Annotated in this window: 22 protein-coding genes and 1 riboswitch; of the genes, 13 read left to right on the top strand and 9 right to left on the bottom strand. The window is 75.3% G+C overall.

Annotation, left to right across the window (positions count from 1 at the left end; all coding sequences use genetic code 11):
- The first annotated feature begins 228 nt into the window (after positions 1-228).
- Positions 229-1,578: a class II 3-deoxy-7-phosphoheptulonate synthase gene (locus ADL22_RS20535; protein WP_066981554.1), complete on the top strand. Its 1,350-nt coding sequence runs from the start codon at positions 229-231 to the stop codon at positions 1,576-1,578.
- A gap of 167 nt (positions 1,579-1,745) precedes the next feature.
- Entirely contained in the window at positions 1,746-2,054 is a 309-nt protein-coding gene (locus ADL22_RS20530) for a (2Fe-2S)-binding protein (protein ID WP_066981551.1), read from the top strand.
- Positions 2,055-2,093: 39 nt separating this feature from the next.
- Here ADL22_RS20530 and bfr read toward each other — a convergent pair whose 3' ends face one another.
- The gene (bfr, locus tag ADL22_RS20525; protein ID WP_066981549.1) at positions 2,094-2,570 is read right to left on the bottom strand and encodes a bacterioferritin; all 477 of its coding nucleotides are present in this window, start codon (positions 2,568-2,570) and stop codon (positions 2,094-2,096) included.
- Between the two features lie 155 nt (positions 2,571-2,725).
- Between bfr and ADL22_RS20520 the strand changes: the two genes are divergently transcribed.
- Positions 2,726-3,346 carry a sulfite oxidase-like oxidoreductase gene (locus ADL22_RS20520; RefSeq protein ID WP_066981546.1) on the top strand — a complete coding sequence of 207 codons (621 nt, stop codon included), beginning with the start codon at positions 2,726-2,728 and terminating at the stop codon, positions 3,344-3,346.
- A 27-nt stretch (positions 3,347-3,373) separates the two neighbouring features.
- On the opposite strand, the gene ADL22_RS20515 is transcribed toward ADL22_RS20520, so the two are convergent.
- Entirely contained in the window at positions 3,374-4,273 is a 900-nt protein-coding gene (locus ADL22_RS20515; RefSeq protein ID WP_066981543.1) for a deoxyribonuclease IV, read from the bottom strand.
- A 68-nt stretch (positions 4,274-4,341) separates the two neighbouring features.
- Complete coding sequence (pknB, locus tag ADL22_RS20510; protein ID WP_079064291.1) at positions 4,342-6,333, bottom strand: Stk1 family PASTA domain-containing Ser/Thr kinase; 1,992 nt, start codon at positions 6,331-6,333, stop codon at positions 4,342-4,344.
- A 186-nt stretch (positions 6,334-6,519) separates the two neighbouring features.
- On the opposite strand from pknB, the gene ADL22_RS20505 reads away from it, so the two are divergent.
- The 3 genes from ADL22_RS20505 to ADL22_RS20495 all read left to right on the top strand — a co-directional run bounded on the left by ADL22_RS20505 (position 6,520) and on the right by ADL22_RS20495 (position 9,446).
- Complete coding sequence (locus tag ADL22_RS20505) at positions 6,520-6,927, top strand: MerR family transcriptional regulator (RefSeq protein ID WP_420711582.1); 408 nt, start codon at positions 6,520-6,522, stop codon at positions 6,925-6,927.
- A 114-nt stretch (positions 6,928-7,041) separates the two neighbouring features.
- The gene (locus ADL22_RS20500; RefSeq protein ID WP_234430781.1) at positions 7,042-7,455 is read left to right on the top strand and encodes a tRNA-dependent cyclodipeptide synthase; all 414 of its coding nucleotides are present in this window, start codon (positions 7,042-7,044) and stop codon (positions 7,453-7,455) included.
- Positions 7,452-9,446 carry an ATP-binding protein gene (locus ADL22_RS20495; protein WP_066981540.1) on the top strand — a complete coding sequence of 665 codons (1,995 nt, stop codon included), beginning with the start codon at positions 7,452-7,454 and terminating at the stop codon, positions 9,444-9,446. Before ADL22_RS20500 ends, ADL22_RS20495 begins: the two co-directional genes overlap by 4 nt.
- Positions 9,447-9,562: 116 nt before the next feature.
- Here ADL22_RS20495 and ADL22_RS20490 read toward each other — a convergent pair whose 3' ends face one another.
- The 3 genes from ADL22_RS20490 to thiO all read right to left on the bottom strand — a co-directional run bounded on the left by ADL22_RS20490 (position 9,563) and on the right by thiO (position 11,947).
- Positions 9,563-10,420 carry a thiazole synthase gene (locus ADL22_RS20490; RefSeq protein WP_066981537.1) on the bottom strand — a complete coding sequence of 286 codons (858 nt, stop codon included), beginning with the start codon at positions 10,418-10,420 and terminating at the stop codon, positions 9,563-9,565.
- Between the two features lie 4 nt (positions 10,421-10,424).
- A complete protein-coding gene (thiS, locus tag ADL22_RS20485; RefSeq protein ID WP_066981717.1) occupies positions 10,425-10,625 on the bottom strand; it encodes a sulfur carrier protein ThiS in 201 nt (66 codons plus the stop codon).
- Between the two features lie 77 nt (positions 10,626-10,702).
- The gene (gene thiO / locus ADL22_RS20480; RefSeq protein WP_079064290.1) at positions 10,703-11,947 is read right to left on the bottom strand and encodes a glycine oxidase ThiO; all 1,245 of its coding nucleotides are present in this window, start codon (positions 11,945-11,947) and stop codon (positions 10,703-10,705) included.
- Positions 11,945-12,057: riboswitch (TPP riboswitch) on the bottom strand. Its footprint overlaps the gene before it by 3 nt.
- A gap of 166 nt (positions 12,058-12,223) precedes the next feature.
- Between thiO and ADL22_RS20475 the strand changes: the two genes are divergently transcribed.
- The 5 genes from ADL22_RS20475 to ADL22_RS20455 all read left to right on the top strand — a co-directional run bounded on the left by ADL22_RS20475 (position 12,224) and on the right by ADL22_RS20455 (position 17,110).
- Positions 12,224-13,495, top strand: coding sequence for an NAD(P)/FAD-dependent oxidoreductase (locus tag ADL22_RS20475; protein ID WP_066981534.1), 1,272 nt, complete (start codon positions 12,224-12,226; stop codon positions 13,493-13,495).
- 147 nt (positions 13,496-13,642) lie between these two features.
- Positions 13,643-14,008: an Rv2175c family DNA-binding protein gene (locus ADL22_RS20470; RefSeq protein WP_066981531.1), complete on the top strand. Its 366-nt coding sequence runs from the start codon at positions 13,643-13,645 to the stop codon at positions 14,006-14,008.
- Positions 14,009-14,107: 99 nt separating this feature from the next.
- Positions 14,108-14,755 carry a thiamine phosphate synthase gene (thiE, locus tag ADL22_RS20465; protein WP_066981528.1) on the top strand — a complete coding sequence of 216 codons (648 nt, stop codon included), beginning with the start codon at positions 14,108-14,110 and terminating at the stop codon, positions 14,753-14,755.
- 133 nt (positions 14,756-14,888) lie between these two features.
- Positions 14,889-15,806, top strand: a complete 918-nt coding sequence (gene metF, locus ADL22_RS20460) for a methylenetetrahydrofolate reductase [NAD(P)H] (RefSeq protein ID WP_066981526.1) — start codon at positions 14,889-14,891, stop codon at positions 15,804-15,806.
- Between the two features lie 41 nt (positions 15,807-15,847).
- Positions 15,848-17,110 carry a hypothetical protein gene (locus tag ADL22_RS20455; protein ID WP_066981523.1) on the top strand — a complete coding sequence of 421 codons (1,263 nt, stop codon included), beginning with the start codon at positions 15,848-15,850 and terminating at the stop codon, positions 17,108-17,110.
- Between the two features lie 48 nt (positions 17,111-17,158).
- On the opposite strand, the gene ADL22_RS20450 is transcribed toward ADL22_RS20455, so the two are convergent.
- From ADL22_RS20450 to ADL22_RS20440, 3 genes are all read right to left on the bottom strand, one after another.
- Complete coding sequence (locus ADL22_RS20450; RefSeq protein ID WP_079064289.1) at positions 17,159-18,682, bottom strand: phytoene desaturase family protein; 1,524 nt, start codon at positions 18,680-18,682, stop codon at positions 17,159-17,161.
- Positions 18,683-18,760: 78 nt separating this feature from the next.
- A complete protein-coding gene (locus ADL22_RS20445) occupies positions 18,761-19,393 on the bottom strand; it encodes a DUF4126 domain-containing protein (RefSeq protein ID WP_066981518.1) in 633 nt (210 codons plus the stop codon).
- 380 nt (positions 19,394-19,773) lie between these two features.
- A complete protein-coding gene (locus ADL22_RS20440; RefSeq protein WP_066981515.1) occupies positions 19,774-20,388 on the bottom strand; it encodes a TetR/AcrR family transcriptional regulator in 615 nt (204 codons plus the stop codon).
- Between the two features lie 249 nt (positions 20,389-20,637).
- Here ADL22_RS20440 and ADL22_RS20435 point away from each other — a divergent pair, with 249 nt between their 5' ends.
- Complete coding sequence (locus tag ADL22_RS20435) at positions 20,638-21,141, top strand: SAV_6107 family HEPN domain-containing protein (RefSeq protein ID WP_066981512.1); 504 nt, start codon at positions 20,638-20,640, stop codon at positions 21,139-21,141.
- A gap of 174 nt (positions 21,142-21,315) precedes the next feature.
- On the top strand, positions 21,316-22,071 hold the full coding sequence (locus tag ADL22_RS20430; RefSeq protein ID WP_066981509.1) for a class I SAM-dependent methyltransferase: 756 nt from the start codon (positions 21,316-21,318) through the stop codon (positions 22,069-22,071).
- Positions 22,072-22,480: the final 409 nt, after the last annotated feature.

Here is a 22,480-nt window from a genome sequence, read left to right as displayed (position 1 = left end):
AGGAACGGCCGCGGACACACCGAAGGCCGCCCCTCGGGCGGCCTTCGCGGTGGTGCGGGATGCGTACGCGAATCAGTGGGCCGCCGGATGGGCGGTCCACCACCAGTTCAGGTGTGTGCCGGGTCGCGTCTGCATGGCGCGCACCCTACCCGATCTCCGGTCCCACGGCGCGTCTCACAGTCCGGATGGCGGACGGGCACCCCTTCCGGACCCCGTAATGTGGGGGATGTGACCGTGAACGCTGAAACCCACGCCGGTGGCAACACCTGGCGAGACCTGCCCGCGGCGCAGCAGCCTGACTGGCCGGACCAAGAGGCTCTGCGCGATGTGATCGCGGAGCTTGAGTCCTATCCGCCGCTCGTCTTCGCCGGCGAGTGCGACCAGCTGCGCGAGCGCCTGGGCGCGGTCGCCCGAGGTGAGGCGTTCCTGCTTCAGGGCGGCGACTGCGCGGAGGCGTTCGACGCCGTCTCCGCCGAGCACATCCGCAACAAGCTCAAGACGCTGCTGCAGATGGGCGCCGTGCTGACGTACGCCGGGTCGGTCCCGGTGGTCAAGGTCGGCCGGATCGCCGGCCAGTACAGCAAGCCGCGCTCGAAGCCGACCGAGACCCGCGACGGGGTGACCCTGCCGACGTACCGCGGCGACTCCGTCAACGGCTTCGAGTTCACCCCCGAGGCCCGGATCCCGGACCCGCAGCGGCTCAAGCGGATGTACCACGCCTCCGCCGCGACGCTCAACCTCGTCCGCGCCTTCACCACCGGCGGCTACGCCGACCTGCGCCAGGTGCACGCCTGGAACCAGGACTTCGTGAAGTCCTCGCCGTCCGGCCAGCGCTACGAGGCGCTGGCGCGCGAGATCGACCGCGCGATGAACTTCATGAACGCCTGCGGGGTGGACCCGGAGGAGTTCCGGACCGTGGAGTTCTACTCCTCGCACGAGGCGCTGATCCTGGACTACGAGTCGGCGCTGACCCGCGTGGACTCCCGCACCGGGAACCTCTACGACGTCTCGGGCCACATGGTGTGGATCGGTGAGCGCACCCGCCAGCTGGACGGCGCGCACATCGAGTTCGCCTCCCGCATCCGCAACCCCATCGGCGTGAAGCTCGGCCCGACGACGACGCCGGAGGACGCGCTCACGCTCATCGACCGGCTCGACCCGGACCGCGAGCCCGGCCGCCTCACCTTCATCACCCGCATGGGCGCGGACAAGATCCGCGACAAGCTCCCCGAGCTGGTGGAGAAGGTCACGGCGTCCGGCGCCCAGGTGGTGTGGATCTGCGACCCGATGCACGGCAACACCTTCGAGGCGGCCTCGGGCCACAAGACCCGCCGCTTCGACGACGTACTGGACGAGGTCAAGGGCTTCTTCGAGGTCCACAAGGGCCTCGGCACGCACCCGGGCGGCATCCACGTCGAGCTGACCGGTGACGACGTCACCGAGTGCGTGGGCGGCGGCGACGAGATCTTCGTCGACGATCTCCACCAGCGCTACGAGACCGCCTGCGACCCGCGGCTGAACCGCAGCCAGTCGCTGGACCTGGCGTTCCTGGTGGCGGAGATGTACCGCGACCAGTAAGGCGGATTGACGTGAGTGGGGCGCGGATCCTTGTGATCCGCGCCCCACTGCGTTGCCGTGCGTTGTTCCGCGCCCGCCGACGCGGGTAAGGTAAGGGTAACCTCACTGACGATCACCGGGAACGGATCCGGGGACCGCACGAGGCGCCCTGACGGAGGTGAACCCGCGTGTACGTCTGCTCCTGCTTCGGCATCACCGAGGAGCAGGTCCGCGCGCACGCGGACCGCGGCGCCTGCACGCCCCGCCAGGTCGCCTCCGCCTGCAAGGCCGGTACGGACTGCGGTTCGTGCGTCCGCCGCATCCAGGCGCTGCTGGGCCGGGGCGCCTGCCCCCGCCGCGAGCTGATCGACCGGGGCGAGCGGGACATCCTGGGCGCACCGGCCGCGCCGGCCGGCGAGGTGCCCGCCGGGGCCTCCGTGCCGCCGGACGCGGCGGCGGACGCACCGGCGCCCGCGGCCCTCCCGGCGGCCGCGTGACCTCCGGGGGCGTCCGGGCGGGCCGCACCGCCGCCGCCCTCAGCTCGGCTGCTCGATGACCTGCGCGAGGTAGAGCGGTTCGCCGAGTTTCTCCACCAGCTCCAGCTGGGTGTCGAGGTAGTCGATGTGGTGCTCCTCGTCGGCGAGGATGTCCTCGAAGATATTGGCCGAGGTGATGTCGCCCTTGGCGCGCATGACCTCGATCCCGCGCTTGAGCCGGTCGATGGCCTCGACCTCGATCTGGCGGTCGGCCTGGAACATCTCGGTGACGGTCTGGCCGATCCGGACGTGGAACAGCCGCTGGTAGTTCGGCAGCCCGTCAAGGAAGAGGATCCGGTCGGTCAGCGTCTCCGCGTGCTTCATCTCGTCGAAGGACTCGGCGCGGGTGTATTTGGCGAGCTTGTACCAGCCGAAGTTCTCCTGCATCTTCGCGTGCAGGAAGTACTGGTTGATCGCGGTCAGCTCGGCGGTCAGCTGCTCGTTGAGGAATTCGATGACCTCGGGGTCGCCCTGCATGGCTGCGGGCCCCTTTCACGCGAGTTACTGGGCAGGTGCCGCGCATCCTCGCACCGCCGCGACGAACCGTCCAGTAAGTTCACACTTAGTACGAGTTGCCCGATTCCGTACCACCCTGGTGACCGGCACCCGCGAGGGTCTGACACCATGGGGGCATGGGTCAGCCGCAACGCCGCGAAGAGGAGCCGGTACTGCCTCCGGGCCAGCGGCTCCAGAGGGGCTGGCCGGTGACGCACTACGGGCCGGTCCCGAAGTTCCGCCCCGAGCGCTGGGAATTCCGGGTCTTCGGCGCCACCGCCGACGGCGCCAAGCACTGCTGGACGCACGAGGAGTTCACGGCCCTGCCGTACGCCACCGTCGTCGCCGATATGCACTGCGTCACCAAATTCAGCATGCTCGGCGCCGAATGGGGCGGGGTGCTGACCCGGACCGTCCTCGACCTGGCGCCGCCCGCGCCGGACGCCACCCATGTCATGGTCTGGGCGGAGTACGGCTTCAGCTCCAACCTCCGGCTCGCCGACTTCGCGGCGGAGGACTGCCTCTTCGCCACCCACCGCTCCGGCGAACTCCTCACCGCCGAGCACGGCTTCCCGGTCCGGCTGATCGTGCCGCACCTCTACGCCTGGAAGGGCCCCAAGTGGGTCCGCGGTATCGAGTACATGACCGCCGACCGCCGCGGCTTCTGGGAGGAGCGCGGCTACCACAACCTCGGCGACCCCTGGCGCGAGCAGCGCTACTCCTACCAGGAGGAGCCGGGCGAGGGCCCGGAGCTGTAGACCGGGGGCGCCCCGCCCGTACCGCCGTCAGGGCGTCCGCAGCTCCTTCAGCCGCGCCACGTCCGCGGCATGCCCCTCCGTCCCGCCCGGCGTCTCGATCACCAGCGGAACGCCGCTGGTCGCGGGGTGGGCGAACAGCTCGGCGAACGGCTCCGCGCCGATGTGCCCGGCGCCGATATTGGCGTGCCGGTCCTTGTGCGCGCCCACCACGTCCTTGGAGTCGTTGGCGTGGATGAGCTTGAGCCGGCCCTCGCCGGTGACCTCCACCAGCTCGTCCAGCAGCGCCTTCACCCCGCCCGGCGCGGCCAGGTCGTGGCCGGCCGCGAACGCGTGGCAGGTGTCCAGGCACACGCCCAGCCGCGGATGCCGGTCCAGCGCCTCGAAGTACGGGCCCAGGTCCTCCGCCAGCGCGCACAGCGAGGCGCCCTGGCCGGCGGTCGGCTCCAGCAGCAGCCACGGGTCGTCGTCGTGCGTCAGCTCGTCCAGCAGCGGCCGGACCCGCTCGCGGACCTGCGCCAGCGCCGTCTCGCGCGCCCGGCCGCCGGTCGCCGAGCCGGTGTGCACCACCACACCGAGCGCGCCGATCGCCCGGCCGCGGCGCAGCGAGTGGCGCAGCGACGCCACCGACTTCTCCACCGTGGCCTCGGTGTGCGAACCGAAGTTGATCAGGTAGGGGGCGTGGACGTACGCCGGGATGCCGTCCTTGGCGCAGCGCTCGCGGAATGCCGCGTCCTGCTCGGGGTTGCCGGGCGGGGTCGCCCAGCCGCGCGGATTGGCCACGAAGACCTGGACGGCCTCGCAGCCGATCTCCTCGGCGTACGCCAGGCCGGTCCGGGCCAGGCCGCCGGCGACCGGGACATGGCTGCCGACGGGATTGCGGGCGCGGGCGCGCCGGGCGGCGCCCTCGGGGGACAGGGGAGTGCTCACCCGTCAAGGGTGCCAGGTGCCCCGCGCCGGCCGGCGGGGCACCCGGGGTGGTGTGCGCTACAAGGGGCCTAGAGCGCGCCCTTGAGCCGGATGGTGATCGTGCTGCCCTTGGGCGCCTGCTCGCCGGCGTCCACCGACTGGGACGCCACGCTGTCCTGCGGGAACAGGAACGGCCGGTCCACCTTCACCTTGAAGCCGGCCGCGGTCAGCGCCCGGGTGGCGTCCGCGGTGCTCTTGCCGCCGACGTCCGGGACGGTGGCCATCTCCGGGCCCTTGGAGAGGGTGAGGGTGACCGTGTCGCCCGTGCCGAGGGTGGCGCCCGCGCCGGGCGACTGGCGGGCGACGGTGTCCTTGTCCTGCGGGGAGAAGACCGGCTGGTCGGCGAAGGCCACGCGGAGCCCGGCCTCCCGCAGCGCGTTCGCGGCGTCGTCCCGGGATTTGCCCGTCAGGTCCGGTACGTCCACCGGGGCGCCCCGGCTGACGGTGAGCGCGACGGCGGTGTCCGGGTGGCGGGTGCTGCCCGCCGCCGGGTCCGTGGAGATCACCGAGCCCTTGGCGACCTCGTCGCTGAACCGCCGGGTCTCGGTGCCCGGCACCAGCCCCAGATCGCGCAGTTTGCGCCGGGCGTCGGCGACGGGGGTGCCCGCCAGGTCGGGGATCGTGACGGTCTCCGGGCCGCGCGAGACGATCAGGGTGACCGTGCCGTTGCCGCGGATCCGCTTGCCGGTCGCCGGGTCCGTCGCCATGACGTGGCCGCGCCGGACGTTCGGGCTGTAGCCGCGGGTCACCTTCACCCGCAGGCCCTCACCGCGCAGCGTCTGCTCCGCCTTGGCCTGCGGCATGTCCAGCACCGCCGGGACGCGGGTGAACTGGCCGGAGTTGATGTACCAGACGCCCGTACCGAGGCCCAGGACGAGCAGGACGGCCGCGAGGACGGCGGCGAGCCGGCGGCGCCGGACGCGGCTGCCGGGACCGCTGGGGGCGGCAGGGGCGGCCGGGCCGTCCGGGGGCGGGCGCAGCCGGGTCGTCCGGCCGTCCGCGTCCGCCGCGGCGGCCGGCGGCACCTCCAGGCGGCTGGTGCGGTCCAGCCCGGCGCCCTCCTCGGCCCCCGGCAGGGCGAGCTGCACCCCGGCGGGGCGCGGCAGCACGTCCGTCCGCTCGTCGTCCGCGGAGACCGGCCTGGCCTGCGGCGGGTCCAGGTCCAGCTGCTCGTCGGTCAGCCGCGCGCGGGCCGCCCGGGCGCTGGCCAGCAGCGCCACCGCGTCCTGCGGGCGCTCCTCCGGGTCGCGGGCGGCGGCGGCCGCGACCAGCGCGTCCAGCTCCGGCGCCAGGCCCGGGACCAGCTCGGAGGGCGGGGTGATGTCGTCGTGCAGATGGCTGTAGAGGATCTGCGCGGCTGAGCCGCCGGTGTGCGGCTTGCCGCCGGTGAGCATCTCGTAGAGCACCACCCCGCAGGCGTAGACGTCCACCCGGGCGTCCGCGGTGCCGTGCTCCATCTGCTCGGGGGCGAGGTACGAGACCGTGCCCAGGACCGAGCCGGTGGACGACGTGGTGTGCGTGTCCACCGCCCGGACCAGGCCGAAGTCGGCGACCTTGACCCGGCCGTCGTCGCCGATCAGGACGTTCTCCGGCTTCATGTCGCGGTGCACCAGACCGGCCCGGTGGGCCGCGCCCAGGGCCGCCAGGATCGGCTCCAGGATGTCCAGGGCGGCCCGCGGCCGGAGCGCGCCGCGCTCGCGCAGCACGTCCCGCAGGGTGCAGCCGGCGACGTACTCCATGGCCAGATAGACGTACGTGCCGTCGGTGCCCTGGTCGAAGACGCCGACGACGTTCGGGTGCGAGAGCCGGGCGACGGACTTGGCCTCCCGGATGAAGCGGTCGACGAACGCCCCGTCCACGGCCAGGCTCGGGTGCATGACCTTCAGCGCCAGCACGCGGTCCAGCCGGGTGTCCACGGCACGGTAGACGGTGGCCATGCCGCCGGCGGCGATGCGGCCCTCGACGCGGTACCGGCCGTCGAGCAGCCGGCCCACGAGCGGGTCCTGGAGCGTCGTATCCACGGCAGACGAGTCTACGAGGCCGCGCCGACACGCCGTACGCTCCGGCCGCCGGCCCGGGGGACCGCAGCGGAACCGTGACACGCGGCGGGCGGCGGCCCCCGGCGGGGCACGGAATAATCCCGTCCCGGCCGTGGTCGCACCTGTCGGAGCGGCGCCCGGCCGCCACGGCAACGGAAGGGGGAGGGCATGACCCTGCTGATCGGCGAACTGGCCCGGCGGACGGGCACCACCGAGCGGCTGCTGCGCTACTACGAGGAGCAGGGCCTGCTGAGCCCCGAGCGGACCCCCGCCGGCTACCGCGTCTACCAGGACGCCGACGTCGCCCAGGTGCGCCGCATCCGCACCCTGCTGACCTCCGGGCTGAACACCGCGACCATCGCCCAGGTGCTGCCCTGCCTGCGCGACGACGACGGCCGGCTGGTGCCGACCTGCCCGCAGCTGCTCGGCGAGCTGCACCGCGAACGCGACCGGCTCACCGGCTCCATCGAGGCCCTGCTGGCCTCCCGCGCCCTCCTCGACGAGGTGATCACGGCCGCGCCGCCGGAGTTCGCGGCGGGGGCCGAGCGGGCGGGCGTGGGGGCCGGCGCGGCCTGAGCGGCGGCCGGGGCGCCGCTTCGCCGTATTCCGTCGTTCCGGTTGGCACGGCGGCGCCCAGGGGCTGTACTGGTGGGCACCAACTTCACTCTGGACACGCCAACGGGGGTATACGTGTCGGACCTCGAAGTGATGCTCGGTCAGATCGTGCCGGCCGCGGGAGCGGCGGTGGCCGCGTACGGCGCCGCGGTGCTGCGGCAGGCGGAGGACGAGGCGGCCGGCGCCACCGTGCGGCTCGGCCGGCGGATCCTCGCCCGCCTTCGGGGCCGCGCCGCCGACCCGGCCGCGCTCGACGGGGCGGTGGCGGACCTCGCCGCCGAACCGGACGATCCGGACGCGCTGGCCGCCCTGCGCTTCCAGATCAGGCGGGCCCTCGCGGCCGATCCCGCGCTCGTCCAGGAGATCGCCGCGCTGCTCCCCGCCGCCGGGCCGGACCGGAACGGCGGAGCCGGCAGCGTGGCGGTGGGCGGGGACGTCTCGGGAATCGTCTCGGTCGGAGACGGTGCGACGAACATCGTCCGCCGGTGACGGGCGACCGCGAGGTGCCGGACGAGGCCGCGCCCGCCGGCGAGCGCGCGCGGGCCGCCCGCGACGGCGCACCCGTCGTCGTGCACGGCGACGTCACCGGCATCGTCGCCACCGGCGCCCACTCCCTCAACGTCATCTACGACGGGCGCGCCCTGGTCGAGATCACCAGCCTCCGCGACCTCACCCCGCGGCAGCCGCCGCCGCTGCCGGCCGCGGGCCGGACCACGCTGTTCGGCCGGGACGCGCTGGTGGCGGACGTGGTCGCGCGGATCCGCGGCGGCGGCAGCGCGCAGCTCTACGGGAAGCCGGGGGTCGGCAAGAAGGCCGTGGCCGCGGCCGTCCACCGCGAACTGGCCGTCCAGGGGCGCCGGGGCCACGTCCTGTATCCCCGCACCGGGGCGGACGAGGAGGAGTCGCTGCAGACGCTCTACGGGCGGCTCGCCGGGGCGCTCTTCGGGACGCACTTCCTGCGGGCCGTCGACGAGACGCAGCTGCGCGCGGCCGTGGCCGCCGCCGACTTCGCCGGCGCGCACCTCACCGTCATCGACTGCGCCCTGCCGCAGAGCGATCTGACGCGGCTCCTGGAGACCTTCCCCGGCTGCACCTTCCTGTTCACGTCCCCGTACGCGACGCTGCCGGACACCGAAGGGGCCCATCCCGTCCGGCCGCTGTCCCGTACCGCCGCCGTCGAGCTGCTCAGCGCCGAGATCGGGCTCCCGCTCGGCCCGGCGGGGCTGCGGAACCTCCAGTTCGACCACGTGTGGCGGGAGTCGGGCGGCGAACCGCAGCGGATCTGCCAGTACGCCCAGTTCATCAAGGGGATCGACCAGTGGGAGCGGCGGGTCCGCGAGGACGGCGAACCGCCGGACGAGCCGGCTCCGGTCGACCCGGCACTGCTCAGCCCGCGGCGCCAGGCCGAAGCGCTGGCCGTCGCCCTGAGCGAGCCCGCCCGGCGCGCCCTGCTCGCGCTGGCGACGTTCGGGACCGCGCTGCCCGCCGCCTGGATCGCCCCGGTCACCGGATACCCGCAGGACGGCGCGGCCGTCGCGGAGCTGCACGACCGGCGGCTGGTCCGGCACGTCGGCGGGGCGTACGGGATCACCGAGGACGCCGCGGCGGCGGTCCGCGGCCAGGAGTGGGCGCCGGCCGCGGCGGCCACCGCGGCGGAGGGCCTGCTCGCGGCGTTCGCCCGGCAGGACGGACCGTCCGGGCCCGAACCGGACCCGTACCTCTTCCTGGCCGTCGCCCGGGCGCTGGTCCACGAGGAGCGGTGGGCGCTCGCCGCCCGCTTCGCGCGGACCGCCGGGCCCCGGGCGCTGACCCAGGGACGCGGGCAGCCGGCGCTCCAGCTGTACGTGCTCGGCCGGATGGCGGCCGCGCGCAGCGGCCTGGCCAAGGAGGTCGAGTTCTACGACCGGGCCGAGAAGCTGACCCGCGACCTCCTCGACGGCGACAAGGCGGGCACCGCCGCGGTCGCCGCGGTGCTGCTCGCCCCGGCTCTCGGGGCGGCCGCGGTCGAGGGCGGCAAGACCCTCGGCTTCCTGGGGAAGCTCGCCGCCACCGTCTCCACCAAGACGGGTGCCGCCGTGACCGCCGGTGCGGTCGTGGTGGCGGCGACCACCGTGGTCGTGGCGGTGAACGCGAACGCCATGCCCGCGGGCTGCAAACCGGCCTACGCGGCCCTGGAGGCGTACAGCGGCAGCGACAAGACCCGCACGTACGACCAACTGGCGGACGATACGCGGACGTTGACCTCGGCGCTCCGGTCCGCCGCCGCCGAGGCGTCCGAGGCGGACATCAAGTCGAAATTCACCCAGCACGCGGACGGCCTGGACACCGAGACGGCGGCCGCGGTGCGCAAGAACAGGGAGCAGATGAACGTGAAGTACCCGCCGCACCCCGACGTCATCGCGGCCCTCGCGGGCAGCGAGCGGCTGCGCCACCAGATCTCGACCCTCCAGGCGATCCGGGCGGTCTGCCCGAGCGAGTGACTCGGCGAGCGGCGCCCGGGGGAGGGCACCCGGGCGCCGCTCAGGTCACCGGTCGGCCCTCCGGACCGCGCGTCAGCGGTCGGTTTCGACCGCGGACCGAACCGCTGCCGCCGGCCTCAGCCGTGGAACGCCGGCCGTTCCGGGTCCAGGTCCGCGACGCCCTCCCCGGGGGAGGAGGCCAGGGCGAAGTGGCGGCGGGGGATCCGGCCCGCCCGGTGGGCCAGGCGGCCGGCGGCCACCGCGTGGCGCATCGCCGCGGCCATCAGCTCCGGCTCCTGGGCCCGGGTCACCGCCGACGCCAGCATCACCGCCGCGCAGCCCAGCTCCATGGCCAGCGCGGCGTCCGAGGCGGTGCCGGCGCCCGCGTCCAGGATGACCGGGACGCCCGCGCGCTCGGTGATCAGCTGGAAGTTGTGCGGATTGCGGATGCCCAGGCCGGAGCCGATCGGCGAGCCGAGCGGCATGATCGCCGCGCACCCCGCGTCCTCCAGCTTCCGGGCCAGCACCGGATCGTCATTGGTGTACGGGAGGACGGTGAACCCGTCGTCCACCAGGGTCTCGGCGGCGTCCAGCAGCTCGACCGGGTCGGGCAGCAGGGTCCGCTCGTCGGCGACCACCTCCAGCTTCACCCAGTCCGTGCCCAGCGCCTCCCGGGCGAGCCGGGCGGTGAGCACCGCCTCGCCCGCGGTGAAGCAGCCCGCGGTGTTGGGCAGCACCCGGACGCCGTTGCGGCGCAGGACGGACAGCACCGAGCCCTGCACGGTCGGGTCCAGCCGCCGCATGGCGACCGTCGTCAGCTCCGTCCCGGAGGCCAGCAGCGCCCGTTCCAGGACGTCGAGGCTGGGGGCGCCGCCGGTGCCCATGATGAGCCGGGAGCGGAAGGCGGTGCCGGCGATGACCAGGGGGTCGGCGGCGGGGTCGTCCGGGGCGGGGGCCGCGGGGGCGGTGCCCCGTTCCGCTGCGGTACCGGTCATGCGGTCAGCCTCCCTGGACGGCGGTGAGCACTTCGACGCGGTCGCCGTCGCCGAGCGCGGTGGCGGCCCACTGGGTGCGCGGCACCACGGTCTCGTTGACCGCGGCGGCGACCCCGGAGGAGGCCCGGGACAGCGTGGCGACCAGGTGGTCGAGGGTCAGCCCGGCCGGGAACCGGCGGGCCTCCCCGTTCACCGAGACGGACACCGTGGCGCCCTCGGGGGCGCCGGGGGCGAGGGACGGGGCGGGGGACGGCGCGGAGGCGCCGGGGGTACCGGGGGCGCTCATACGGGCTGCTCCTCCAGGGTGCGGGCGCGCCCGGTCCCCCCGCAGGCGGGGGAGAAGCGCGCGGGGGAGAACGGGCGGGCCGCTTCCGGCAGGTCCCCGGTGGCCAGCACCTCGGCCAGCACGTCACCGGTGACCGGCGTCAGCAGGACGCCGTTGCGGAAGTGGCCGGTGGCCAGGTGGAGGCCGGGCAGCTCGGTCGGGCCGAGCAGCGGCGCGTTGTCGGGGGAGCCGGGGCGCAGTCCGGCGCGGCTCTCGGTCAGCGGCAGCTCGGTGATCCCCGGGACCAGCTCGTGGGCGTCCCGCAGCAGCTCGTAGACCCCGCCGGCGGTGACCGTGGTGTCCCAGCCCAGCTCCTCGCTGGTGGCGCCGAGGACCAGTTCACCGCTCTCCCGCGGCACCAGGTAGACGGGATTGCCGCGGACCACGGCCCGTACGGTGCGGGACAGGAACGCCTGCCCCCCGGGGAGCGCGTCCGGCATCCGCAGCCGCAGCACCTGGCCCTTGACCGGCCGCACCGGCGGCAGCACCGCCTCCGGGACGCCGGCCAGCCGGCCGCTGCGGCTGCCCCCCGCCAGGACGACCTGGCCGGCCGCCACCCGGGTCCCGTCGCCGAGTTCGGCCCCCGCGGCGCGCCCGCCGGCCACCGTCAGCCGCTCGGCCCAGGTGCGGTGGAAGACCACCCCGGCCCGCTCGCAGGCGGCCAGCAGCGCGCTCGCCAGCCGGCGCGGATCGACCTGGTGGTCGCCGTCCACCCGGAGGCCGCCGCGCACCCCGGGGGCCAGCATCGGCTCCAGGCGGCGGCACTCCCGCCCGGTCAGCCACTGGGAGTCCAGCCCGCACCGGGCCTGGAGGGCGTGCAGCTCCCGCAGATACGCGCGGTCGTCGGCGTCCAGCGCGACGGCCAGGGTGCCGCAGCGGCGGTAGCCGATCCGCTGCCCGCTCGCCTCCTCCAGCTCCGCGGTGAAGTCCGGATAGCGGCGCGCGGAGGCGAGGTTGAGGTCCAGCAGGGTCTCCTCGCCGTAGTGCAGCTCGGTGACCGCGGCCAGCATGCCGGCCGCGACCGACGCCGCGCCGCCGCCGGGCGCGGGATCGGCCACCGCGGCGCGCAGTCCCCGGCCGGCCGCCCGCCAGGCGGTGACCAGCCCGATGACGCCGCCGCCGATGACCAGGACATCGGGGTGCCCGGTGCCCGGCCGCCCCGATGGCGCGGCGGACGATGATGGTGTGGCGGATGGATGCATGGGCGTCCAGCCCCTCCCTTCGCCGGCATGACCCGGATCAGGTTCGTACGGTCGGAGGCCGGCCAGCCTCCCTCTCAGCCCGGTCCGTCCGGGCTCCCGCGAGTGCGTGCAGCCGCCACCCTAATACGGGGCGCCACGCGCCGTAAGGGAGCGCCCCGGCGCGCGCCCCCGGTGCCCGCGGGTGTTCCGGCCGCCCGGCCGGGCCGTTGACGCTGTGTCAGAGATCTCCTTGCGCGCTGCTGCGGGCCGCGTCCTCCGCCGTCCTACAGTGAGCGGGTGAGCGAGCAGAGCAAGTCCCCCCAGGCCCCTGACCGCACCCCGCGCGTGGTGATCGCGGGCGCCGGGATGGCGGGTGTGCAGACCGCCGTGGCGCTGCGCGAACAAGGCTGGCGCGGCGCGATCACGCTCCTCGGCGACGAGCCCCACCAGCCCTACGACCGCCCCCCGCTCTCCAAGGCGGTGCTGCTCGGCAAGGCCGACGGCGCCACCCTGGACGTCGACTTCCCCGGCCTCGGCATCGACCTGCGCCTCGGCTGCCGGGCCACCGCGCTGCGCCCCGCCGACCGGCTGGTCGAGACCGACCAGGGGCCGGTCCGCTACGACTACGCGGTGCTCGCCACCGGGGCCGCGCCGGTCCGGCTGCCCGGCACCGAGGGCCTGTCCGGCGTCCACCTGCTGCGCACCCTCGACGACGCCGAGCGGCTGCGCCCGGAACTCGCCGGCCGGCGGCGCATCGTGGTGGTCGGGGCCGGCTGGATCGGCGCGGAGTTCGCCACCGCCGCCCGCGAGGCGGGCTGCGAGGTGACCGTCGTGGAGGCCGCCGACCGACCGCTCGCCGGGGCGCTGCCCCCGGAGGTCGCCCGCTACATGGCCGGCTGGTACGGGGACGCCGGCGCGGAGCTGCGGACCGGGGTCGCGGTCGCCTCGGTCGCCCCGGGGGCGGTGACCCTGGCGGACGGCACGGTCCTGCCCGCCGACACCGTCGTCGTCGGCATCGGCGCCCGGCCCGCCACCGCCTGGCTGGCCGGCTCCGGCGTCGCCCTCTCGCCCGTGGACGGCTCGGTCCTCGCCGACGAGCGGCTGCACACCTCCGTCCCCGGTGTCTACGCGGTCGGCGACTGCGCCTCCTTCCCCTCGGCCCGCTACGGCACCCGGCTGCTGGTCCACCACTGGGACAACGCCCTCCAGGGCCCGCGCGCGGTGGCCGAGAACATCGCCCGCGGCGAGGCGGAGGGCGTGGTCTACGACCCGGTCCCGTACTTCTGGTCCGAGCAGTTCGGGCGGTTCGTCCAGTACGCCGGGTACCACGGCGACGCCGACGAGCTGGTCTGGCGCGGCGATCCGGCGGGCGCGGCCTGGTCGGTGCTGTGGCTGCGGCGCGCGGACGGCCCGGACGCCGTGGCGGGGGCCGGCCGGCTGGTCGCGCTGCTCGCGGTGGGCCGGCCGCGCGACCTCGCCCAGGGGCGCCGCCTCATCGAGCGCGGGGCGCTGCTGGACCGGGAACGGGCCGCGGACGCCACCGTTCCGCTCAAGGCGGCGGTGCGGTAGGGGCTCCGGTACGCGGCCGGCCGGCGGCCCGTTGGGCGGCCGCCGCCGGGCCGGGCGGCGCGCGGCGCTCGGCCGGCCGGGCGCGGCGCGCACCCCGACGGCGAGGCCCGGCTACCGGCTGTCAGTGGGAGGTGGCAGGCTTGTCCTGTGACCGAGATTGACGCAAAGATCGATGGACTCGTCCCCGCCTGGCTCACCCTCCCCGACATCGCCGAAGAGCTCGACGTCGAGGTGACCCGCGTGCGGCAGCTGGTGAAGGAGGGCCAGCTCATCGCCGTCCGCCGCGGCGAGAACCGCGTGCTCCAGGTGCCCGCCGCATTCATCAAGGACGGCAAGGTCGTCAAGGGCCTGGCCGGCACGCTGACCCTGCTGCGGGACGACGGCTTCACCGACGAGGAGATGCTGGAGTGGCTCTTCACCGCCGATGACACCCTGCCCGGCACGCCGGCGGACGCGCTGCGCGAGAATCGCGGCACGGAGGTCAAGCGCCGCGCCCAGGCGCTCGCCGTCTAAGGGCACCTCCGGCAGCAACCGCACCATCCACAACCGCATCCGCGGCGTACGGACCGGCCCCGCCCGCTCCGTACGCCGCCGACGAGGGGGAGCCGCCCGATGACCACCGCCCGCCAGGCCCTGTCCGACGCCCGCCTGTATCTGTGCACGGACGCCCGCACCCGCCAGGGCGACCTCCCGGAGTTCCTCGACGCGGTGCTCTCCTCCGGCGTGGACATCGTCCAGCTCCGCGACAAGGGCATGGAGGCCGGCGAGGAGCTGCGCCACCTGGAGGTCTTCGCGGACGCCTGCCGCCGGCACGGCACCCTCCTCGCCGTCAACGACCGCGCCGATGTCGCGCACGCCGCCGGCGCCGACGTCCTCCACCTCGGCCAGGGCGACCTGCCGGTCCCGGCCGCCCGCGCGCTGCTCGGTCCGGCGCCCCTGATAGGCCGCTCCACCCACGCCGAGGCCGAGGTGGACGCCGCCCTCACCGAGCCCGGCGTGGACTACTTCTGCACCGGCCCCTGCTGGCCGACGCCCACCAAGCCCGGCCGGCCAGCCCCCGGTCTCGACCTCGTCCGCTACACGGCCGCCCGCGCCCCCGAGCGCCCCTGGTTCGCGATCGGCGGTATCGACGCCGGGAATCTCGACGAGGTGCTGGACGCGGGCGCCCGCCGGGTCGTGGTGGTCCGCGCGATCACCGAGGCCGACGACCCGGGCGCGGCCGCAGCCGAGCTGGCCAAGCGGGTCCGGGCCCGCTCCTGACGGCCCCGGCGGGTGGCCGCCGGGAGACCGCTCCCTGGCCCCGAGATGTCCACGTAGTGGACAGGAACCGCACCAACCAGGCATTACGCCGATGCCGGTTGGTGTCCGTCAGGGGTGTGGTTAACCTGCCCGTATGGCACTGGGTACAGCTTCCACCAGGACAGATCGCGCACACACCGTGCGCGACCTGCTTGCTTCCGGCAAGCAGTCCTATTCGTTCGAGTTCGCCGCGCCGAAGACCGAGAAGGGCGAGCGGACGTTGTGGAACGCCATTCGCCGCATCGAGGCCGTCTCCCCGACCTTCGTATCGGTGACCTACGGCGCCGGCGGCACCTCCCGCGACGGCACGGTCCGCGCCACCGAGCGCATCGCCACCGACACCACCCTCACCCCGGTCGCCCACCTGACCGCGGTCAACCACTCCACCGCCGAGCTGCGCAACATCATCGGCCAGTACGCCGGCGCCGGGATCCGCAATATGCTCGCGCTGCGCGGCGACCCGCCGGGCGACCCCATGGGCGAGTGGGTCCGCCACCCGGACGGCGTCGGCTACGCCGCCGATCTCGTCCGCCTGATCAAGGAGTCCGGCGACTTCTGCGTCGGCGTGGCCGCCTTCCCCGAGATGCACCCGCGCTCGACGGACTGGGACGCCGACATCCGGCACTTCGTCGACAAGTGCCGGGCCGGCGCCGACTTCGCGATCACGCAGATGTTCTTCTACCCGGAGGACTACTTCCGGCTCCGGGACCGGGTCGCCGCCGCGGGTTGCTCCACGCCCATCATCCCGGAGATCATGCCGGTCACGAACGTGCGCCAGATCGAGCGGTTCGCGCAGCTCAGCAACGCCGCGTTCCCGCCCGAGCTCGCGGCCCGCATCCTCGCGGTCAAGGACGACCCCGCGGCGGTACGCTCCATTGGCATCGAGTACGCGACCGAGCTGTGTGCGCGCTTGATGGCCGAGGACGTGCCCGGGTTGCACTTCATCACCCTGAACCACTCCACGGCGACCCTGGAAATCTACGAGAACCTGGGGCTGCACCAGCGGCCCTGACCGGTGGCCGGAATCCGTGATCCGGCGGAAGAGGGGCGCAAATGGGCTGGACGATCCTCTACATCGCGTTCGGCCTGGTCGCTCTGTGGCTGCTGGGGGAGGTCCTCTTCCAGCACAAGGCCCGGCTGCGCTGGCGCGCGCTGGCGCTGGCCGGCTTCCTCGGTGTGGTCATCGGCGTGATCATCCCGTCGGTGATCGTGGTCGCCCTCGGCGCGATCGCCTTCGCCACCGGGCAGACGTATGTGACGCTCTCGGTCCGCCGCGGCTTCGCGGCCGGCTGGACGGTGGGCGGCCGGCCCAAGCCGAACCGCCGGCGCCGCGCCCGCCCGGCCCGCGGCGCGGGGCCGACGCTCCAGGTCTCCGGGCTGGCGGAGGAGCGGGCGGCGGAGGGGGCCGCCGGGGCTGGTGCCGGTGCCGGGGAGAACGATCCGGCGGGGGAGGGGACGGCTGGTCACGAGGCCGGCGGTCACGACGTCAGTGGCCACGAGGTCAGCGGCCACGATCCGTATGCCGCGCAGCCGGCCGCGGCGCCGGCCGGGGCGGCGACCGGCGGGCCGGCCGCCCCCGGCGCGGACTTCGGATACGCCTTCGCCGACGCCCCCACCGTCTACGCCCCGCAGCCGCTGCCGGACGAGACCGGCGCCTACGGCGTCTACAGCCCCGACGCCCGCGCCGACCGGGCCGCCGCCCCCGTCAGCTACGACCTCTTCGGCAACGCCACCACCGACGGCGACCCCGCCGAATACGGCCAGGACCCCGCCAACGGCTATGGCTACGGCGGGAGTTACGGCGGACAGGCCGGCCACGACGGCTACGGCACCCACGACGGCCGCGCCGACCCGTACCCGGCCTACGACGGCTCCTACCAGGGCGCCCAGGCCCCCTACTCCGACCCGTACATCGGCACCCAGCAGTACGCCGCGGCCTACGACCCGTACGAGGAGCCGGACCCCTTCGGCGGGACGCGCGGGGCGCCGTACGCCCCGGGCCCGCACGACGGGTCCGGCGGCCGGCAGGACCAGCAGTACGGCGAGCAGCACTTCGGCGAGCAGCACTACGGCGAGGGTTACGGGGACCAGGGCTACGGCGACCAGCACTACGGGGGCCAAGGCTACGGCGACCGGAACCACGGTCAGGGCTACCACCCGGGGACCCCCACCCCGCCGGACGGCGTATGGGTGCCGCAGCAGCGCGACACCGGGCACGCCGCCGCCGACCAGCAGCCGCAGCAGCCGCCCTACCCGCCGCAGCCGGGCCACGAGGGCCAGCCGGGCCCCTACGACGGGCAGCGCTACCCCTATTAGCCGCTAGGAGCTATTAGCCGCTACGAGCCCCGGCCGCCGGCCCCGGGCTCACTGCGAGCCGTGCCAGTCGTCGCCGTGCACGATCAGGCCCGCGACCAGCGCACCGGACATCCCGGCGTGCGCCAGCCCGCCGCCCGGGTGCGACCAGCCGCCGACCGCGTACAGCCCCGGTATCCGGGTGCGGTTGGCCGGGCGCAGGAAGCGCCCTTCCTGGCCCGGCAGCGCCGGGCCAGGCACCGGGCCGCTGTCCGCGGGGCTCAGCACCTCCCGCCACAGCTCCCGCTCCGGCAGGTCCGGTATGGCGGCCCCGGCGGCGCGGACCAGCCCGTCCGCCGCCGCCCGCAGGGTCTCGGCGTCCCGCCAGTCCACCGGGCCGTGCGGCGCGACGGTGGCCGTCAGGGTGACCGCCTCGTGCTCGTCGTCGGGCCGGGTGGCCGGGTCGTCGGGGCGCAGCACCGCCACCGTCGGCCGGGCGCAGGGCTCGCGGTGGCCGCGCCCGTCGCCGCCGCCGAAGACGGCAGCCAGCTCCGCCTCGCGGTCCGCGGCGTGCACCACCGTGCGGTGCGGCGCGTCCGCCGGGCGGGCGCCGCGCAGCGCCAGACAGACCGTCAGCCGGGCCGTGCGGGGCGCGCCGCCATCGGGGCGGACGTCGTCCGCGCCCCAGGGCTCGCGGCCGCCGCACAGCGCGGGCAGCCCCGCCGGGTCGAGGCCGGCGACCACGTACTCCGCGTCCACCACCCGCCCGCCGGCCAGCTCGACGCCCGCCGCCCGGCCGTCCTTCTCCGTGATCCGCACCACCTCCGCGCCGAAGGTGAACTCCACGCCCCGGGCCCGGCAGCGCTCGTACAGCGCCTCGGCCAGCGCCCGCATCCCGCCGCGGACGTACCATCTGCCGAAGGTCTGCTCCATGTACGGGAGCACGGCGGCGCTCGCGGGGGCGGTGCGCGGGTCGAAGCCGTGGGCCAGCGCGTGGCTCTCCAGGAGGGCCACCAGCCGGGGGTCGGCCAGCTCGCGCGCCGCGATCCCGGCGAGCGTGGCGGTGGTCGGCCCCTTGGCCCGGCCCCGCCCGAACAGGCCGCGCCGGCGCACCGCCGGATACGGGTCGCGGCCCAGCACCCGCCAGTCCGCCCACAGCGGCTCCTCCAGCAGCGGGCGGCGGGTGGCGTCCCACGCCTCGCGGGCGCGGACCATGACCTCGCTCCAGCGCTCACCGCACCCGGCGCCCAGCGCCCCGTCCAGGGCCTCCATGACCCCGGCCCGGGAGGCGTTGGGCAGCGTGGCGGTGGTGCCGTCGGCGAAGACGTGGCGGCTCGCGGGATCGACCTGGGCCAGCCCGACGCACGCCTCCAGCGGCTCGCGGCCGGTCTTGAGGAACAGATCGCGGTAGACCGCCGGGAGGTGAAGCAGACCGGGGCCGGTGTCGAACGCGAAGCCGTCCCGCTCATACCTGCCCACCGCGCCGCCGTACGTCGAGCCGCGCTCGAACACCGCCACCCGGTGGCCCGCGACGGCCAGCCGGGCGGCGGCCGTCATGGCGCCCGTCCCGGCGCCGATCACCGCAATCCCTGCCATGCCTGCGACTGTAACCGGCGGCACTGACAACGCCCGCCGCCGGCCGCCCCGACCCTTTCCGGACCGGCCGGTTCCGGCTCAGCCGTCCTGCGGCGCCAGCCCGTCCCCGGTCGCGGGCCCCCTCCGCTCCCGCTTCTCCGCGCGCCGCTCCCGCCTCCGCCGCAGATACCGGCGGATCCGCGACCACAGGAAGACCACCACGGCGATGCCCGCGACCAGCAGCGCCGCCGCGATGCCCGCCGCCACCCACGGGTGGAACAGCGCGAACGCCACCAGCCCGGCGACGCCCAGGTCCTCGGCCAGGCTCAGCACGATGTTGCTGGCGGGCTCGGGCGAGGTGTTGACCGCGATCCGCGTACCGGCCTTGACCAGGTGGCTCAGCAGCGCGGTGGAGCCGCCCACGGCGCCGGCCGCCAGCTCCGGCAGCGAGCCGTCGTGCCCGGCCAGCAGCGCCGCCACCACACCGCCGGCGACCGGCCGGACCACGGTGTGCACCGCGTCCCAGACCGAGTCCACGTACGGGATCTTGTCGGCCACCGCCTCGGCCAGGAAGAGCACCGCGGCGGCGATCAGCACATCGGGCCGCTCCAGGGCCGCCGGCACCTCGTCGGAGACGCCGGTCGCGCCGAGCACGCCGAGCAGCAGGACGACGGCGTAGGCGTTGACGCCGCTCGCCCAGCCGCTGGTGAAGACCAGGGGAAGTACGGACACGCGCCGATCGTAGGCGCTCCGGGGGCGCCGTGCCCCGGTAACGGGTGAGGGGTGCTCAGCCCGTGAGTATCCGTACTCAGACGCCGAGATGAGTAGGTACGCGGATGGGCCGGGGGCGGCCCGGACGGAAGAGTGGGGGCCACGGACGGGAAGCGGCGCCGCACCGCCGGCACGGGGCGGCGGAGCGGCGCGGCTCCCGGACGGCACGGGGAAGGACCGGAGGCTCCACGGGGGAACAACCGGAGCCCTCCACGGGGGAAATACGGGGGAACCACGGGGGGCGGCGCCGCCCTGGTCGGATCGGTCGGGGGAACGATCCGTGCCAGGGCGGCGCCGTCGTGCTGCTGCCCGTTGACGCCGCCGGCCGTTCACCCCGTCCCTCAGGCGGGGCGCCCGGACACCCGCCCCTGGAGGAGCCGGGACAGCGCCGCGTGCACGTCGTCGATCGACCGGTCCGGCTGGTACGACCGCCAGTCCAGCGCGGCCACCAGCACCATCCCGAACAGCGCGGACGCGGTCAGCGGGATGTCGATCTCCTCGCTCAGCTCCCCGCCGGCCACCGCCTCCCGCAGCACGTCCTCCACCACCGTGATGGCCCGCTCCCGCACCACCATCAGCGTGGACTGCCAGGCCCGGTTGGTGCGCCACAGCTCGGCGACGTAGAGCTGGGTGAGCGCCGGGTAGCGGGCGATGAAGACCAGGCCCGCCCGGATCATCGCGTCCAGCGCGTCGACCCGGGTGCCGCCCCGGTCGGCGACCTCCTCCGAGGCCGCCTGGAGGGAGGTCGCCAGCAGCTCGATACCGTGCCGCAGCAGCTCCTCGAAGAGGACGTTCTTGCTCGCGAAGTTGTAGTAGACGGTGCCCTTCGCGACCCCCGCCCGTTCCGCGATCTCGTCCACCGTGGTGGAGGAGAAGCCCTGTTCGGCGATGAGGGTGACCGCGGCCTCGAAGAGCTTGCGCCGGGTGGCGTCGCGGCGAGTGTTGGAGCTGTCCATGGGGGTTGATTGTGCCGGGTGCCGCTGTGCGCCCGCTCACAGGCCCGGCCCGGGGGCGTTCGCGTACCCGGCCTCGGGCGGCGGGCCGCGAGCGCGCGACCCATGCGGCCCCCCGAAACCTCCGCACCTCTCCCGTTCCTGACGAAACCGCAGGTCAGAGGCGATTGTCAGTGGTGTGCCGCACGATGGGCGCATACGGTCCGCATCGGCATCCGGCCCCGGCCGGCATGCGACGACAGGAGGTTCGTCATGGCAGCTCGTCCCGCCGCGGGCAGCTCCGCGGCGTACGGTCCCCCGAGCGATGTCCACCCCGTCCTGCGGCGCGCGGCCGCCCCGCCCGCCGCCCTCGACCTGCTCACCAAGGCCCGGGACGGCCTCGACGAGGCGCGCGCCCTGGAATCCCCCAACGAGCGGTTCGCCACCGCCCATCTCGCCGCCCTGCGCGCGGCGGCCGCGGTGCTCGCCGTGCGCGGCCGGCCCGAGCCCACCGCCCGCGGCCGCAAGCGCATCCGCAGCGCCTGGGAGGTCCTGCCCGAGGTCGCGCCCGAACTCGCCGAGTGGAGCGCCCTGTTCGCCGCCGGCGCCGCCCGCCGGGCCCGCGCCGAGGCGGGCATAGCCGGCGCGGCGGCGCCGCGCGACGCCGACGACCTGCTGCGGGACGCCGGAATGTTCCTCCGCCTGGTCGAGCGGACGCTCCGGCTCCAGCCGGTGCTGCCGGCGGTGCCCCCGCAGCGGGCCGGCCGCGCCGGCTGACCGCCCGGCCGCGTCCGGTGCGCGGTGCGGCGGTGCTCCGTCCCGTCCCGCGCCCGCGCGGCGGCGGGACGGCCCGGCCGCGCGCGGTGTGCGGGCCGCGCACGGCGGCGGCCGCCCGACGGAATAGGGTGGTGAACGACTGGATGTCCCTGTCCCGCCGAGGAGCCACCCACCGTGTCTGACCCGCTGCGCCCGCGCGCATCCCTTCGTACCGCCGTGGTCTGGGACGTCCTCAAAGACGCCCTGGAGCGCCGGGTCAAGGCGGCCGGGCGCGACGCCCTGGACGTCCTCGACACCGGCGGCGGAAGCGGCAACTTCGCCGTGCCGGTGGCCCGCCTCGGCCACCGCGTCACCGTCGTCGACCCCAGCCCCAACGCCCTCTTCGCCCTGGAGCGGCGGGCCGCCGAGGCCGGGGTCGCCGACCGGATCCGCGGCGTCCAGGGCGACGCCCACGGCCTCTTCGACGTCGTCGAGCGCGGTGGCTACGACGCGGTGCTGTGCCACGGCGTCCTGGAGTACGTCGACGACCCCGCCGAGGGCCTGGCCAACGTCGCCGGCGCGCTGCGGCCCGCCGGCACCCTCAGCCTGCTCGCCGCCGGCCTGGGCGGCGCGGTCCTCGCCCGCGCCCTGGCGGGCCACTTCACCGAGGCCCGCCGCGCCCTGACCGACCCCGCGGGCCGCTGGGGCGAGGGCGACCCGGTGCCCCGCCGCTTCACCGCCGAGCAGCTCACCGAGCTGGTCACCGCCACCGGCCTCCAGGTCGGCGCGGTGCACGGCGTCCGGGTCTTCGCCGACCTCGTCCCCGGCGTCCTGGTCGACACCGAGCCCGGCGCCCTGGACGCCCTGCTCAAGCTGGAGGCCGCCGCCGCCGAGCAGCCGGCCTTCCACTCCGTCGCCACCCAGCTCCACGTCCTCGCCGAACGCGACTGACCGGGGACGGTCGGCTGCGGGCTGCGGGCTGCGGGCTGCGGGTTGCGGGTTACGGGGCCGGGGCGCGCGGCGGCGTGCGGACGTGGCGCCCCGGTCGGCGCCGGTCCGCGCCCCGGGTCTCCCGGCCCGGTCCCGCGCGGGCCTGCGGAGGCCATCGGCCGGGGGCCGGGCCGGTGGCCCGGGCCGCTGTCCCCGGGCACCGCGTGCGGTCGGCCACAGGCCACCCGAACAGCCGCTTCGCCCCGTATGATCGAGGTACGACGTTCCGGCATGACGGACTGGCGGGTGGGGAATGCAGCCAGCATCACCATCAGCCGCCGCGGCGGTGCGGACGGTGAATTGGCGTAGAGGGGCGGGTTTCACGGGGGCGATTCCCTGCCTATCCTGAAAGGGTCGCACCCCGGTCGCC

The sequence above is a fragment of the Streptomyces sp. NRRL F-4489 genome (genome assembly GCF_001509485.1).
GTDB lineage: Bacteria > Actinomycetota > Actinomycetes > Streptomycetales > Streptomycetaceae > Streptomyces.
The sequence above is the reverse complement of the archived record's forward strand: the minus strand, read 5'-3'. Positions and strand labels throughout refer to the sequence as shown.